Consider the following 15,530-nt stretch of genomic DNA (forward strand, 5'->3'; position numbering starts at 1 on the left):
CGCAGCCAGTGGAGCTGACGTGGCGGGGCGGCGGAGCAGGAACCGACTTGTCAAACCTCAGCGGGGGCCGCGTGTCTGGCCGAGGGCTACACCGCCGGACCCTGCAGCGTGGCAGCAAAGGGGCCCTCCGGGTTGATTTTGCCGGTGAAGAGGCAAATCAGGCGGCTTTTGCTGGGCGGGGTAAGTACCCCGTCAGTAGCATGGTCGGGTTCAAGTGGTTGGTTAATATAGCGTTCTGCTGCGTAAAAACCAGCCTGAGCGCGGTGTGTTCCACCTCCTTTACCGCGGCAACGCTGGGTTGGGTCAGGTGCCGCTGGGGTTGAGGGGCGTAGCGGGCGGCGTTGCCGCTGTGGGACGGAAATTCAGATTGTGGAAGTAGAAGACGCGGATGGTATGCTGATTTCGGTAGGTGCTGCCGGCGGGCAACTGCTGAAACAGGTGCATGTAGCCCGCTTGCAGCTGGGCCTGCCTACTCACTTGGAACACCACCCCGGCAAAGGCGCGGTTCTGGTCGAAATAGTTGTAGCGCACCTCCTTGCCGAAATTGACCATCAGCTCGTTGTTTAGGAGAACCTGCCAGCTGCCGGGCTCAAACCGGCGTCGGGTCAGCGGCAGGAACAGGGCCAGGTTGTAGCGGGTGCGCCAGTTAAAATCGAACTCAGCCGTCCGCTCATTGCCCACGATGTGGCGCCGAAACCGCTCCTCCAGCCGCACCCACTGCATCAGCCGGGCCTGCGGGAACCTGCTGAACCACTGCACCTGCTGCCAGGGCCGGTGCTCGGCCTGCCCGATGGTGCGGGCACCGTCGGGGAAGTGGTGGACGTAGGCGTAGCCGCCGGTCAGGCGCACGTCGTCGGTGAGGTAGTAGGTTAGCCCGAGGCGGGTCACCGTCTGGAATTTCGCCTGGACGAAGTGGTCGTGCAGGCGCAGGTGCAGGTCGGTCCAGGTGCCCCAGTGCTGGGAGAAGCGGGTTTGGTTGAATACGCCCAGCCAGGTTTGCTGCTCGCGTACGTACTGCTTCTGAGCCCGCACGGCCAGTGCCGCGAGCAGCAGGACAAAGGAAAGCAAGGTCCGTTTCATAGCAAGCCAGGAGCCAGGAAGTTAGCGCAGCACCGTCCCGTCGAAGGTGACGGCCAGGTAGTACAGCCCGCCGATGGTCGGGCCGGCAGCGTACTGGATGTAGCGGTTGTTGAGCAGGTTCGCCCCGCCGAGCTTGATGGTCGACTTCAGGTTCGGAATCCGCACGCTCACCTGCGCATCGACGGTCTGGTAGCTGGGCACCCGGCCGTTGGCCAGCGGGCTTTCCCAGTTGAAGCTGCTCTGCCGCCGCCACACCACGTTGAAGCCCACATTGTGCACCACCTCCCGGTTGCCGAAAGTCAGGTTGGTCACCCACTTCGGGGTATTGAAGCCCGTCACGAAGATGTCGGCCTGCTCGTTGTCCGACAGCGCGTTGTAGCTCACGTTGCCGCCGAGGGTATACTTCTGCACCACGTTGTAAGTCAGCCCCAGCGTGGAGCCGTAGCTGTGGTAGTCGTTGCGGGCGTTGGTGTACACGCGGTAGCGGTCCTGCCGGGCGGCGCGGTTGGCGTTCAGCGCGGCCAGCACGGCATCATCGGAGCCCACCGGCACCTGCTGGCCGTTGGCGTTTTTGGGCACGCTCACCTCCACCTGGCCCAGGAAGCCGGAGTACACGTTGTAGTACGCGTCCACGTCAACGGACAGGCGGTTATCGAGCAGCACGCTGCGGTAGCCCACCTCGTAGGCGTTGATCTGCTCGGGCTGCTCGGTGGGCAGGTTCCCCACTTGCAGCAGCTGGCGGATTTCGGGGCGCAACGCGGCTTGGCTAGCGGTAGTGCCCGCGTTGGCCGACACGTAGGCGTTAACGGCGGCGTTGAACTGCGTAATCGAGGCCAGCGTGTAGGAGTTGTCGAGGTAGTTCAGGCCCTCGTTCACCCGGGCCAGGCCGCCCACCCGGCGCACGTTGCCGTTGTTCACGAACGAGAGGGCCTCAAACAGCGAGGGGAAACGCCAGCCGTTCTGGTAGGAGGCGCGGAAGTTGTGGTTCTGGTTCGTGCCGGCTGAGTACACGGCGGCCACCCGAGGGTTCAGCTTGGGGTTGAATTCCGGGTTGTAATCGAGGCGGAGGGAGCCGGTGAGCTTGAGCCGGTCGTGGAAGAGCAGCCTGGTCACCTGCGCGAAGCCCCCGACTTTGCGGTAGTACTGGTTGGCGCCGCCGGGCTGGGTGCGGTCGGCCAGCGGGCGGCCGAAGTCCACGAAGTTATTGCCATCGGGAATGACGGCGTACACCCGCGCGTCGGCACCGAGCACCACGTCCACGAACCTGATGCGCGGGCCCAGGTTCCAGAGCGCGTCGGCGTGGTAGGTGTGGCTGCGCTGGGTGAGGGCAGCGCCGCCGGGGATGGGGGCGCCGGGCACGTTCACGCCACTGTCCCAGTTGTTGGTGCCGGTAATCTGCTTTTTCAGCGCGTCGAATTCCGGCGTGCCGGGCTGGGCGCGGCCGGCATCGGCCGCCACGCGGGCGGCGCGCATGGCCTCGGCCAGGCCCACGCCGCCGGCCAGCTGGCTTTGCAGCTCGGTGCGGAACCTGCCGCCCCACACCGCGTTGGAGCCGTTCTGCAAGTCCAGGTTCAGCGCCAGCGGGTTCAGGTTGTAGGAGTCGCCGGTATTCTCGACCAGCATGTAGCCGCGCAGGGTGAAGTCCTGGCCGCGCAGCTCCACTTTGTGGTTCTGCACCGTCACCCCGTCGAGCTGAATCTTGTTGCCGCGCTGAAACACCCCGTCCATCAGCCCGAACCGGTAGCCGTAGCTCAGCTCCAGCTTATCCGTCAGCTTGTAGTGCAGGCTGGCGTCGGCCTTGATGTTGCGCACGACGGGGTTGGTGAGGTCCCGCTCGTAGTAGCCGGTGCGGCGCACGTTGAAGGTTTCGTTGCGGCCCTGGTAGGGAATGGTGATGCTCACGTTGCCCGCGTTGTCGTCGCCGTAGCGGTTCCAAAGGTCGGCGGCGGGGTTGTCGGCGCCGCTCAGCTCGGGGAAGCGCGGGTTGGCCGAGCTGAGCTGCTGCGGGTTCTGGTCGGTCTGGGTGTTGGCCAGCCAGTCGGTGCCGCGCAAATAGCTCAGGTTCACCTTGTAGGCGAAGCGCTGCGCCGGCCCCACCGCCTGCGCCCAGCGCACCGCCGTTTCGGTCAGCACGCTCGGGTCCCGGTCCCGGCCGTCGACGTGGTTGACGCCCACTTTCTGGTACACGCTCAGGCCCTGGTAGGTGAAGGGGCTCCGGGTGGCCAGGTTGGCCATGCCGTTGATGGCATTCATGCCGTACAGCGCCGAGGCCGCGCCGGGCGTAATTTCCACCGAGGCCACGTCCAGCTCCGTCGGGCCGATGGCGTTGCCCAAAGGCACCCCGAGCGTGGCCGCCTGCATGTCCACGCCATCCACCAGCTGCATGAAGCGGAAGTTGTTCGGGATGTTGAAGCCGCGGGTATTGGGCACTTTGAACGTCAGGCTCGACGTGGTCATCTGCACGCCCTTCACGTTTTCCAGCGCGTCGTAGAAGCTCGGCGCCGCCGTTTCCTTGATGGCGCGGATATCCAGCTTCTCAATGGCCACCGGCGACTTCAGCCGGCTTTCCTCCACCCGCGACGCCGACACCACCACCTCGTTGGTCAGCACCGCCTTCGACTCCAGCCCCACCGAAATCGGCGTCTTCGCGTCCAGAATGCTGATTTCCTTGGGCTCGTAGCCAATCATGTTGAACACCAGCACGAAGGGGAACGGCAGCCGGTCGCGCAGCTGAAACTGCCCGCTGGCGTCGCTGACGGTGCCCGTGGTGCCGCCCTTCACGCTCACGCTCACGCCCGGCAGCGGCTGCTGCGTGCCGGCCTCGCGCACGGTGCCTTTGATGGCAATAAGCTGCTGCTGCGCCACGGCGGCGGGCGCAGCGGTCAGCACGGCGGCCAGGGCCAGCCAGGATGAAGCGTAATGCTTCTTCATAGTCAGTAGTTTGGAGTAGGAGAATAGGGTGGGGGCCGGCGCGTCAGAACGCCTCTTCGAGCTGGGGCTGCGGCTGATGCAGGCCGCGCACGTAGGCTTCGGCTTCTTCCAGGGAGGCGCCGCTTTGCTGCTGCACCACGCTCACCAGGGCTTTATGAATGGCCGCGCTCAGGCGGGCCTTGTCGTCGCAGACGTAGCGGTAGGCGCCGCTTTCAAGCCAGCCATACACGTCGCGGACGTATTCCAGGAGTTGGTCGTACATATCGATTTTCTGCGTTGAGCCGCGCCAAAGCGCGGCGTGGAAGGGTGGACAGCGTACCGCGCCGGAAGTGCTGCCACTCCCGTCTGGCACAGGAAATCAGGGGTAGATGCGGGCGGCCCAAATCAGCCGGCCAGGCCCGCCGGCGCGGGCTGTCAGGTAAGCGGGAAGGAGGTTCTACAGTCAGCCAAGGGGAAGAATGGTTTAGAAATTGGAGACAACCGGACCGGGGCGAGGCGCACCCCGCATCGGCAGGTGGATGATTGTTGGCCGCGAGACAATCCTCGCGGCGTCAGGATAAAGGGCCGTTACAGCACCAACTCCGGCGCGGGCAGTGTCGTCTGCTCAATCAGGCCGGCAGCCAGGGTGGCGCCGGTTTGCTCGTCGAGCAGGATAAAGGCGCCGGTGGTGCGGTTCTGCAGGTAGGTGTCGGCCACCAGGGGCAGGGCCGTCTTCAGCCGCACCCGCACGATGTCGTTGAGCTGGGCCTCGGCGGCCGGCTGCTGCTCCAGCGTCTGAATATTGGTCTTCGCCACGATGGCCTGCACCACGGCCCGGGTTTTGGCGGCGTGGTGCTGCACCAGCAGCTTGCGGCCGGGGCGCAGGGGCTGCTCCACCATCCAGCACAGCGTAGCTTCCAGCTCCCGCGTGGGCTCCGGGGCCTGGGCCAAGGGCACGATGGTGTCGCCCCGGCTCACATCCACGTCGTCGGTGAGGCGGAGTACCACGCCCTGCGGCGCCACGGCCACCGGCACCGCCTGCTGGTTGATTTCGATGGCCGCCAGCGTGGTTTCGAGGCCGGCGGGCAGCACCAGCACCCGGTCGCCGGGGCGGTACACCCCGCTCTGGATGCGGCCGGCGTAGCCCCGGTAGTCAGGCAGCTCCGCGGTCTGCGGGCGGATGACGTACTGCACCTGCAAGCGGGCCGCGTCGGTGGTGGCTTCCCGGCTCACGTCCACGGTTTCCAAGTGCTCCAGCAGGTTCGGACCCTGGTACCAGGGCAGGTGGGCCGAGGCCCGCACCACGTTGTCGCCATTGAGGGCGCTGAGCGGGATGCTCACCACCTGCCGGATGCCCAACTGCGCGGCCACGGCGGCGTAGTCGGCCACGATGTCGCGGAACGTCTGCTCGGAGTAGTCCACCAGGTCAATCTTGTTGACGGCCAGCACGAAGCGCCGGATGCCCAGCAGCGCCGCCACGATGCTGTGCCGCCGCGTCTGCTCCACCACGCCCTGCCGCGCATCCACCAGCACGATGGCCAGGTCGGCGTTGGAGGCGCCCGTCACCATGTTGCGGGTGTACTGCACGTGGCCGGGCGTATCGGTGATGATAAACTTGCGCCGCGGCGTAGTAAAGTACTTGTGCGCCACGTCGATGGTGATGCCCTGTTCCCGCTCGGCCCGCAGCCCGTCGGTAAGCAAGGCCAGGTCCACGGTGCCGGCCGCCGAGGTGCGGTTCTGCGCCTCCAGCGCCGCCAGCACGTCCAGCGAAACGGCGTCCGAATCGTACAGTAATCGGCCAATCAGCGTGCTCTTGCCGTCGTCGACGCTGCCGCAGGTGATAAATTGAAGAAGGTCCACTTGTTGAATGTGGTTAATGTGGAGAATGTGAGAAATGTGGAGAATGAGTTGAGTGAAGCGGGGTGAGCTATGCGACGAAGAAGCCATCATTCCGCACATTTCCACATTCACCACACTTCGCACATTAAATCAGAAGTAGCCGTTGCGCTTCCGGTCTTCCATGCCGGTTTCCGAAATCCGGTCGTCGAGGCGGGTGGCGCCCCGCTCGCTGACTTTGGCCTGCAGGATGTCATCGATGATGGCCTCCAGCGTGGCGGCGTCACTTTCCACGGCGGCGGTGCAGGTGGAGTCGCCCACGGTGCGGAAGCGCACCTGCCGGGTGGTCAGCTCGTCGGTGGCGTCAAGGCTGAGGTGCTCGGTCAGGGCCAGCAGCTGGCCCGAGGGCAGCACCACGCAGCGCCGCTCGTGGGCGAAGTAGATGCTGGGCAGCTCGATCTGCTCCCGCTGGATGTAGTTCCACACGTCCAGCTCCGTCCAGTTCGATATCGGGAACACCCGCACGTTCTCGCCGGGCTGAATCTGCCCGTTGTAGATGTTCCACAGCTCGGGCCGCTGCCGGCGCGGGTCCCACTGCCCAAACTCGTCGCGCACCGAGAAAATCCGCTCCTTGGCCCGGGCTTTTTCCTCGTCGCGCCGCGCCCCGCCGATGCAGGCGTCGAAGCCAAACTCCTCGATGGTGTCGAGCAGGGTGTAGGTCTGCAGGGCGTTGCGGCTCGGAAACTTGCCGCCCGGCTCCCGTAGCCCGCGCTGCCGGATGGTGTCTTCCACCCGCCGCACAATCAGCTGCTCGCCCAATTCGGCCGCCAGTTGGTCGCGAAACTGCAGTACCTCGGGGAAGTTGTGGCCGGTATCGATGTGGACCAGCGGGAAGGGAAACCGGCCGGGCCGGAAGGCTTTCTGGGCGAGGCGCACCAGCGCAATGGAGTCCTTGCCGCCCGAAAACAGCAGGGCGGGGCGCTGAAACTGCCCGGCCACTTCGCGCAGGATGTGGATGGCTTCGGCTTCGAGCCGGTCGAGGTAATCTAATCTGGGCAGCGTCGGCATACGGCAATAAGGTGCCTGTTCGACCCGGAAAGGCCGATTTTGAGAAGTCAGGAAATGCGGGAATGCAGTAGGGCGCGGGAGCGGGAGGAGCCGTTGGAACGGCTGAATCAGGCCGTCATGTCGAGCGAAGTCGAGACATCTCGCTCGGATACTAATCTTCTCGTTGAACGAACAGAATGCTATCCGGCATCAGCACGCGAGATGTCTCGACTTCGCTCGACATGACGTTCTAGTGAGTTTCGGCAGCAGCGGTAGATTCGGCCGTGGCGTGCAGGCCGCACTCCTTGGCCGATTGGTCTTCCCACCACCAGCGGCCGGCGCGGAAGTCTTCGCCCGGCTTCACGGCCCGGGTACACGGCGCGCAGCCGATGCTCACGAAGCCCTGCAGGTGCAGCGGGTTGTGCGGAATGCCGTATTCGCGGACGAAGGCCCAGGTTTGCTCCCAAGTCCAGTCCAGCAGCGGATTTACCTTGAACAGCTGGTAAGCGTCATCCCAGTCCACCAGCTGCATCCCGGTGCGGTTGGCCGACTGCTCGGCGCGGATGCCCGTTATCCAGGCAGCTTTACCGGCCAGGGCGCGGTTCAGGGGCTCCACCTTGCGCACCTGGCAGCAGGCCTTGCGGGCGTCCACGCTTTCGTAAAAACCGTTCGGGCCCTGCCGCTCCACCAGGGCCGCGGCTTCTTCCTGATTGGGGTAATACGCCTTGATGGTTTTGCCGTATTTCAGCACGGTTTTGCTCCAGGTCGAATACGTTTCCTGGAAATTCCGCCCGGTGTCGAGCGTGAATATTTCAATGGGTAAATCATGGGCGAAAATCAGGTGGGTAATTACCTGGTCTTCGAGCCCAAAAGAGGTGGAAAAAGCGGCCTTGCCAGCAAATTCGGCAGCTACGGCGCGCAGAATATCCAGCGGGTCGGCGCCGGCAAACTGCTGCCGGAGTTGCGCCACCTGAGCATCGATAAGCGTCGACATGCGCAGTATGTCTGGGACGCCCTGCGCCCTGCAAAAAGGCGGCTGGCGTCGGAAAAGAAGAGGGGAGGGGGCTGGAAGGCTAGGCGGCGCGGCAGACTCAGGCGGCCGCGCCGGACACGGCTAAGCGGCGCACGGAGGCCAGGCGCTTAGTTGTCGGTCGATCCAGAAAAACGGGAAAGGAGGTCGTGGGGAGCCTCAACAACACGCGCGGCGCATCGGCATGCAACAGCAACAGCAGCCGTTGAAGCCGAAGGGGCGCAGCTGCGAGGCAGCGGCACCAGCCAGATTAGCGCGAGAGTTGAGGTCGGTGTTCACGACGTCGGTGTTTTTATATCACCAGGACTTGGCACCGTTTCGGACTGTCCGCTGGTTGCCGGCGCTTCACGGAGCCTGTCTCTCCACGCCTCTGTATAAAAACAATCCTTCAGCAGAATTGCTACGGCAAAGGTAGCGACACAATTTTCGGAATTGCAAACTCCTTTTTGCGGGAGCTGAAAACTCGCAAATAATTATGCCGGGCCGTTGCCGATGCGGGTTCTACAAATAACGCGCCCGAAATGTTTTCGCCCCGCCGGAAAATGAATTCCAGCGGGGCGAGAACGGGGCTGCGGAAGCAACAGACGCCGGAAATTAATTCCGCCGGATCATGTCGGCTACAGCCTGCACCCACTGCGGGTGCGAGTTCAGGGAGGGCACCAGCTGCCAGTGCCCGCCGCCGGCTTGCTCAAACATTTCCTTGAATTCCTCGCCCACTTCGATGGTGGTTTCCAGGCAGTCGGCCACGAAGGCGGGGCTGAAGGCCAGCACGTTCTTGATGCCCTTGCCCGGCAGCGTCTTGAGCACTTCGTCGGTGTAGGGCTGCAGCCACGGGTCGCGCAGGCGGCTTTGCAGGCGGCTCTGGAAGGTGGTAGTGTACTGCTCGGGGCCGAGGCCCAGGGCGGCGGCCAGCTGCCGGGAGGTTTCGAAGCACTGCGCCCGGTAGCAGTAGCGGTTGTTCTTGTTGTAGCTGTTGCAGCAGTTGCCCAGCTTGCAGTAGCCCTTGTGGCTGCCCTTCAGCACGTGCCGCTCCGGGATGCCGTGGTAGCTGAACACCACGTGGTCGTAGTCATGCTTGGCCATTTCGGCCTTACCCAGGGTGGCGAAGGTGCCGATAAAGCCGGGGTCCTCGACGAAGGTGCTGATAAAGCTGATGCTGGGCACCACCCACCAGTCCTTCACGATGTCCATCACCTTTTCCTGCACCGAGCCGGTGCTGGCCGCCGCGTACTGCGGAAACAGGGGCAGCACGATGATGCGGTCCACGGCCGCGTCGCGCAGCTCCTGCAGGGCCGATTCGATGCTGGGGTTCTGGTAGCGCATCCCGAAGGCCACGAGGTAGTCCTTACCCAGCTTCTCCTGCACCAGCTTCTGTAGATCGAGGCCGTGGTAGAGCAGGGGGGAGCCGCGCTCATCCCAGAGCTGCTGGTAGATCTTGGCCGACTTGGGGGCGCGCAGCGGCACTACGATGCCCCGAAACAGCGGGTAGCGCACGGCCGCGGGCATGTCGATGACGCGGGCGTCGGTCAGAAATTCGTTGAGGTAGCGGCGCACGTCGGAGGTGCTCGGCGAGTCGGGCGTGCCGAGGTTGACGAGCAGCACGCCGGTGCGGCCTTTGGTAGATGCGGGAGAAGCGGGCATAAGCGGGAAAGCAGCGCGCCGGATAGGACGAAGTCGGGCCGACGCGTTGGATTGCAGATACAAAGGTAGGTCCGCTAATGTTTGGGCTTAGCACCCATTTGCTGGCCGCACCAGCTGATTTTCGTCAGGCTCAGCCCGGCCGCCTACTCCCCGGCTCCGATAATCAGCGGCAGCACCTGCGCCAGCGGCTCGAAGCCGGTAATGGTTGTCACACCCGCCTCCGGGCACTCGGCACCGAAGCGGTTCAGCCACACCGGCCGGATACCCGCGGCCCGGGCGCCCAGCACGTCGGCCGTCCAGTTGTCACCGACGAGCACCGTTTCTTCGGGCCGGGCCCCGAGTTGCGCCAGCGCCACTCGGAAGATGCGCGGGTCGGGTTTGGTCACGCCCACGGCCTCGGAGGTAATCAGCGCGTCGACCAGATGCGTCAGGCCCAGAAACGCCAGCTTGTCCACCTGCTCCTCGGTGCGGTTATTGGTCACGATGCCGATGCGGTAGGTGGGTTTCAGGGCCTCCAGCAGGGGGGCGGCCCCGGCTACTGGCCGGCGCAGGCGGCGGTAGTGCCCGTAGTGAAAGGCGGCAAACGCGTCAGCCTCGGCATCGTCGGCAAAGGCCTGGTAGGGGGCCAGCAGCCGCTGAAAACGCAGGCGCCGCGCTTCCTCGTAGCCGAACTCGCCGGCCAGCACCCGCGGGTGCATTTCCTCCAGAATGTCGCTGTAGCGCTGGTACAGCTCGTTCAATTCCACCGTTTCGGCCCAGGCAAACGGCGCCGTGCTGGCCTCAAGGGCCGCCCGGGCGGTGCCGGCGTGGTCGAACAGCGTGTCGTCGAGGTCGAAGAGGACGGTGGTCAGGGGCATAGCGCCGTAAAAGTAAGCCGCCAGCCCTGGCCCGAAGCCCGGCAGGCTCCTGAGCGGCGGTAGCAGCCGGAGTGGCTGCGGTGGCTACCTGGGAAGCCGCTGCGGCTACCAGGAAAGCCAGCGCAGCCACTCGGGTGGCTGCATTGGCAGCCGGAGTGCCCATCAAAACGAACTGGGTAGCCACGAATGCCACCCGAGTACCTTCGCCGGGTACCCGAGTGACCCGAGAGGCCGCCCGAGTACCTTCGCCGGGTACCCGAGTGGGGTCAGACCCCACTCGGGTACCCGCCCACATAACCGGTAACCGGCTTACGGCCCGGGCTACGGCGGCCATCCGTAGCCCGGGCCCGGCCAGCTTCGTAAGCCCCTATTATTCAGCTCATGCTGCCGATGCGGCCCGAAAGCCGTACCTTTGTGCCCCTTAACGCATTACCTCCCGTGACTACCGACCCCAAACCGCACCGCGCCGGCTTCGTGAGCATCATCGGCAAGCCCAACGTGGGCAAGTCCACGCTGATGAACGTGCTGGTCGGTGAACGGCTCAGCATCATCACCAGCAAGGCCCAGACCACGCGCCACCGCATCCTGGGCATCCTGAACGGCCCCGATTTTCAGCTCGTCTACTCCGATACGCCCGGCATCATCCAGCCCAAGTACGAGCTGCAGTCGGCCATGATGTCGTTCGTGTACTCCTCGCTGGAGGACGCCGACGTTATCCTGTTCGTGACGGACATCTACGAGAAGCACGACGAGGAGCCCGTGGTAGAGCGCCTGCGCCGCTCCGAGGTGCCCATCCTGCTGCTGGTCAACAAAATCGACCAGGCTACCCAGGAGGAAGTGGAGGCCAAGCTGGCCTACTGGCGCGAGCAGATGCCCAACGCCGCCGCGATTATGCCGATTTCGGCCCTGAATGCCTTCAACACCGAAAGCGTGTTCCAGGCCATCATGGACCGCCTGCCCATTCACGAGCCGTTCTACCCCAAGGACGAGCTGACCGACAAGCCCGAACGATTCTTCGCCTCGGAGATGATCCGCGAGAAAATCTTCAAGCTCTACAAGAAAGAGGTGCCCTACAGCACCGAAGTGGTCATCGAGGAATTCAAGGAAGACGAAACCATCATCCGCATCCGCGGCATCATCTACACCGAGCGGGCCTCCCAGAAGGGCATCATCATCGGCCAGGGCGGCGCGGCTTTGAAGAAAGTGGGCACCTGGGCGCGGGAGGAAATGGAGAAGTTTTTCCAGAAAAAGGTGTTCCTGGAGCTGCACGTCAAAGTCAACGAGAACTGGCGCGCCGACCCGAAAATGCTCAACCGCTTCGGCTACCGGCCGGAGTAGCGCGTTGGCGGGAGCAAAAGAACGTCATCCTGAGCGCAGCGAAGGACCTTCCTCGAACCCCGCACCAACCGATAATCAAAGCCACCAAGGCTCTGCCTCGAACGAAAGTCAGAGCCAAGATTTAACCGTCGTGCAAAGCTGAGGAGGGTCCTTCGCTGCGCTCAGGATGACGGTTTGCCGACCCACCATCAACTTAACTACCCCGGGCACTGCCGCACATGGTCGGAGCGGCGGCTGGGGTCAGCACCATGCAGAATACCATTGCAATTGTGGGCCGCCCCAACGTGGGCAAGTCCACCCTGTTCAACCGCCTCGTGGGCGAACGGAAAGCCATCATGGACAACCAGTCCGGCGTCACGCGTGACCGGCACTACGGCTACGGCGACTGGACCGGCAAGTACTTCACCGTCATCGACACCGGCGGCTACGTGGTCGGCTCCGACGACGTGTTCGAGGAAGGCATCCGCAAGCAGGTGAAGCTGGCCATCGACGAGGCCCAGGTGGTCCTGTTCATGGTCGACGTGGACGCCGGCCTGCACCCCTTGGACGAGGAGTTTGCCAACGTGCTGCGCCGCTACCAGGACAAGAAACCCATCTACCTAGTGGTCAATAAAGTCGACTCGACGCAGCGCTTCCAGGCCGCCGGCGAGTTCTACGCCCTGGGCATCGGCACCGGCGACCTGTTCCCCATCAGCTCCCAGTCGGGCTCCGGCACCGGCGAGCTGCTCGACGCGGTCATCAGCCACTTCGAGGAAGAAGGCGTGGAAGACCCCGACGCGGGCATTCCGCGCATCTCGGTGATGGGCCGCCCGAACGTGGGCAAGTCCAGCCTCGTGAACGTGCTGCTGGGCGAGGAGCGCAGCATCGTGACGGACATTGCCGGCACCACCCGCGACGCCATTCACACCCGCTACAACGCCTTCGGCAACGAGTTCATCCTCATCGACACGGCCGGCCTGCGCCGCAAAGCCAAGGTTGACGAGGACATCGAATTCTACTCCAACCTTCGCTCCCTGCGGGCCATGGAGGAGTCCGACGTGGTCATCGTGATGCTCGACGCCACCCGCGGCATTGAGTCGCAGGACGTGAACATCATCGGCCTGGCCGACCGCAACCGCAAGGGCATCGTCATCCTGGTCAACAAGTGGGACCTGATCGAGAACAAGGAATCGAACACCGCCAAGGAGTTCGAGGACAAGATCTACGACATGATCAAGCCCATCAAGTACCCGCCCATCATCTTCACCTCGGCCCTCACCAAGCAGCGCGTGCACAAGGCCATCGAGACGGTGATGGAGGTGTATGAGAACAAGCGCAAGAAAGTGCCGACCTCGGAGCTGAACGAGGTGATGCTGCGCGAAATCGAGGCTTACCCGCCCCCCTCCACCAAGGGCAAGATGGTGCGCATCAAGTACGTGACGCAGCTGCCCACGCACAACCCGGTCTTCGCCTTCTTCTGCAACCTGCCGCAGTACGTGAAGGAGTCGTACACCCGCTACCTCGAAAACCGCTTGCGCGAGCATTTCGACTTCACCGGCGTGCCCATCGGCATTGTGTACCGCAAAAAATAATCTGCTCTGGCAGCGTCGGGCGGGCCTTTTTCAGGGTCCGTCCGATTTTTTTTGGGGGGTACGGGTTACCTGGCTGCTCGTCAGGTATAAAGGAGCAGATTTCGCTGCCGCAAGGCGGGGGAAGCTGAAAAAAGAAAACTCAACTCCATTTTTTCTCCACACCCAATTACCATGAAAAAGGTTCTGTTCCTCGCCCTGGCCGCTGCTTCGTTCACCTTCGCTTCGTGCGACAGCCAGAAAGAAAACAACCAAGAGCAAGCTGCTGAGAACGTAGAAGCCGCTGGCGAGCAGAAAGCTGACGCTATGGAAGAGCAGGCTGATGCCGTACGTGACTCGGCCGATGCCAAAGCTGACGCTATGGAAGATGCTGCTGATGCCAACCCGAGCCAGGCTACCCCGGCTCCCGCTACGACCCCGGCTCAGTAATTATAGCCGGCTCCGGACTTCGGTCCTGGCAGCCAGAAAGGGCGCCCCGCAGCTGCGGGGCGCCCTTTTTTATTTGTCAAACTTCTGCAGTGAGCCGTCTGCCAGCATCAAACCAGCCGACGGTTTCGAGCTGAAAAACGAACAACCAAAAACGAATAACGCCAGCTCAGGCGCCCAGCCGCCGCTGCAGCAGCCCGTCGACGACGTGGACGAGCTTCTTGGGCGGGTAGGTGCGCCAGGGCAACTCGTCCAGCTGCCCGCCGAAGTTCACGTACGAGTCGATGTTGTACTGGCGCATTTCGCGGGCTACGTGCTCCTGGAAGTTGACGGCCGCAATCCAGCCGTCCTCCGCGTCCTCAAACCACTCTTCGTAGTAGGAGTCGTCGGAACCGTGGAAGTTGAACACGTTTTCGCCGATGAGGATGAACTTGCGGATGCCCTCGTGCACCATCGGGTCGATGATCTGCCGCTTGAGCTGCATGATGTCGTTTTCGATGGCGTCGTTCCACTCCCCGATAAACTCGATGACGGCCACGTGCTCATCGTAATCCACGAAGAGAATCTTCAGGAACAGCGTGTCGGACTCCATGTCGTCCCACTGCGGGTGAATGAAGTAGCCGTAGATGGTATTGACGTAGCTGTCGAGGTTGTTTTCGGCCCCGTAGAGCGGGGAACGTTCGTCCTCGGAAGCCTGGTACTGCTCCAGCCAGGCGTAGTGGGGTTCGATGGTGTGCATAGCTCGGGCATTGGCGGCTGGATAGAAAGGTAGCCACGCCTCTTGAGTAACGCACGGGTTCGGGCAGCGTTCCGGTGGTGAGCAGGAAATTGAGCAAAAAAAGAACGCACCAATGCGGCGCGTTCTGATGTAAGCCGGTATCGAAGCTGATTTACTGCCCGTTGTGTGCCGCCAGCGCCGCCCGCACCGAGCCGTGCTTGGCCAGCAGCTCCGCCGCCTTGCCCTGGGCGATGCCCAGCTCGTCCATGAGCATCCGCTCCCCGCGGTCCACCAGCTTGGCGTTGGTGAGCTGCATGTCCACCATCTTGTTGCCCTTCACCCGGCCCAGTCGAATCATGGTGGCGGTGCTGAGCATGTTCAGGGCCAGCTTCTGCGCGGTGCCGGCCTTCATGCGGGTGCTGCCGGTCACGAACTCCGGCCCGGTCACCACTTCCACCGGAAACTCGGCCGCCGCCGCCACCTTCGAGCCCGCGTTGCACACGATGCAGCCGGTGGTCAGGCCGTGCTGCCGGGCCTGCTCCAAGCCGCCGATGACGTAGGGCGTGCGGCCCGAGGCGGCAATGCCCACTACCACGTCTTTGTCATTGATATCGTAGGCCGACAGGTCGCGCCAGGCCTGCTCGGCGTCGTCCTCGGCATTTTCCACGGCTTTGCGGATGGCCGAGTCGCCGCCGGCAATGAGCCCCACTACCAAGCCCTGCGGCACCCCGAACGTGGGCGGACACTCCGAGGCATCCAGAATACCCAGCCGTCCGCTGGTGCCCGCGCCGATGTAGAACAGCCGGCCACCCTCGCGCATACGGGCCACGGTAGCTTCGACCAGCTTCTCCAGCTGCGGCAGGGCTTTCTGCACGGCCAGCGGCACGGTCTGATCGAGCTCATTCATGCCGGCCAGAAGCTCGGCGGTGGGCAGGGTTTCGAGGTTGTCGAAGAGCGAGGCAGTTTCGGTGGTGCTCATGGTTTTGAGGTGACAAGTGACACGTAACGGGTGACACGTGACAAGTAACACGTGACAGGTTTTGAACGTCCACGCGGAGCGACTGACCTGTCACGTGTTA

The 15,530-nt window shown here is 63.5% G+C and carries 13 protein-coding genes and 1 riboswitch; of the genes, 3 read left to right on the forward strand and 10 right to left on the reverse strand.

The genetic code is table 11. From position 1 onward, the window contains the following. Positions 1-303: 303 nt before the first annotated feature. From FDY95_RS06755 to FDY95_RS06790, 8 genes are all read right to left on the reverse strand, one after another. Complete coding sequence (locus tag FDY95_RS06755; protein WP_138075980.1) at positions 304-1,080, reverse strand: DUF2490 domain-containing protein; 777 nt, start codon at positions 1,078-1,080, stop codon at positions 304-306. 21 nt (positions 1,081-1,101) lie between these two features. Further along, positions 1,102-4,011 (reverse strand): TonB-dependent receptor, encoded by a 2,910-nt coding sequence (locus tag FDY95_RS06760; RefSeq protein ID WP_138075981.1) that lies wholly within the window; start codon positions 4,009-4,011, stop codon positions 1,102-1,104. Between the two features lie 43 nt (positions 4,012-4,054). After that, a complete protein-coding gene (locus FDY95_RS06765; RefSeq protein ID WP_138075982.1) occupies positions 4,055-4,273 on the reverse strand; it encodes a hypothetical protein in 219 nt (72 codons plus the stop codon). 305 nt (positions 4,274-4,578) lie between these two features. Further along, positions 4,579-5,850, reverse strand: coding sequence for a sulfate adenylyltransferase subunit 1 (locus tag FDY95_RS06770; protein WP_138075983.1), 1,272 nt, complete (start codon positions 5,848-5,850; stop codon positions 4,579-4,581). A gap of 129 nt (positions 5,851-5,979) precedes the next feature. Further along, on the reverse strand, positions 5,980-6,894 hold the full coding sequence (gene cysD, locus FDY95_RS06775) for a sulfate adenylyltransferase subunit CysD (protein WP_138075984.1): 915 nt from the start codon (positions 6,892-6,894) through the stop codon (positions 5,980-5,982). Positions 6,895-7,123: 229 nt separating this feature from the next. Then, the gene (locus FDY95_RS06780) at positions 7,124-7,867 is read right to left on the reverse strand and encodes a phosphoadenylyl-sulfate reductase (protein WP_138075985.1); all 744 of its coding nucleotides are present in this window, start codon (positions 7,865-7,867) and stop codon (positions 7,124-7,126) included. Between the two features lie 325 nt (positions 7,868-8,192). Then, positions 8,193-8,284, reverse strand: a riboswitch (SAM riboswitch). Between the two features lie 213 nt (positions 8,285-8,497). Further along, positions 8,498-9,544, reverse strand: coding sequence for a ferrochelatase (gene hemH, locus FDY95_RS06785; protein WP_138075986.1), 1,047 nt, complete (start codon positions 9,542-9,544; stop codon positions 8,498-8,500). A gap of 143 nt (positions 9,545-9,687) precedes the next feature. Continuing rightward, positions 9,688-10,401, reverse strand: a complete 714-nt coding sequence (locus tag FDY95_RS06790) for an HAD family hydrolase (protein WP_138075987.1) — start codon at positions 10,399-10,401, stop codon at positions 9,688-9,690. A gap of 438 nt (positions 10,402-10,839) precedes the next feature. Between FDY95_RS06790 and era the strand changes: the two genes are divergently transcribed. The 3 genes from era to FDY95_RS06805 all read left to right on the forward strand — a co-directional run bounded on the left by era (position 10,840) and on the right by FDY95_RS06805 (position 13,736). After that, positions 10,840-11,739, forward strand: a complete 900-nt coding sequence (gene era / locus FDY95_RS06795; protein ID WP_246073948.1) for a GTPase Era — start codon at positions 10,840-10,842, stop codon at positions 11,737-11,739. Positions 11,740-11,987: 248 nt separating this feature from the next. Continuing rightward, positions 11,988-13,310 (forward strand): ribosome biogenesis GTPase Der, encoded by a 1,323-nt coding sequence (der, locus tag FDY95_RS06800; protein ID WP_138075989.1) that lies wholly within the window; start codon positions 11,988-11,990, stop codon positions 13,308-13,310. A gap of 171 nt (positions 13,311-13,481) precedes the next feature. Continuing rightward, positions 13,482-13,736 (forward strand): hypothetical protein, encoded by a 255-nt coding sequence (locus FDY95_RS06805; protein ID WP_138075990.1) that lies wholly within the window; start codon positions 13,482-13,484, stop codon positions 13,734-13,736. A gap of 166 nt (positions 13,737-13,902) precedes the next feature. Here FDY95_RS06805 and FDY95_RS06810 read toward each other — a convergent pair whose 3' ends face one another. Both FDY95_RS06810 and murQ read right to left on the reverse strand, forming a co-directional pair. Then, positions 13,903-14,472, reverse strand: coding sequence for a hypothetical protein (locus FDY95_RS06810; RefSeq protein WP_138075991.1), 570 nt, complete (start codon positions 14,470-14,472; stop codon positions 13,903-13,905). A gap of 151 nt (positions 14,473-14,623) precedes the next feature. Then, positions 14,624-15,481 carry an N-acetylmuramic acid 6-phosphate etherase gene (gene murQ / locus FDY95_RS06815; RefSeq protein ID WP_262710168.1) on the reverse strand — a complete coding sequence of 286 codons (858 nt, stop codon included), beginning with the start codon at positions 15,479-15,481 and terminating at the stop codon, positions 14,624-14,626. Positions 15,482-15,530: the final 49 nt, after the last annotated feature.

This window comes from Hymenobacter jeollabukensis, assembly GCF_005771675.1.
In the GTDB taxonomy this organism is placed as follows: domain Bacteria; phylum Bacteroidota; class Bacteroidia; order Cytophagales; family Hymenobacteraceae; genus Solirubrum; species Solirubrum jeollabukense.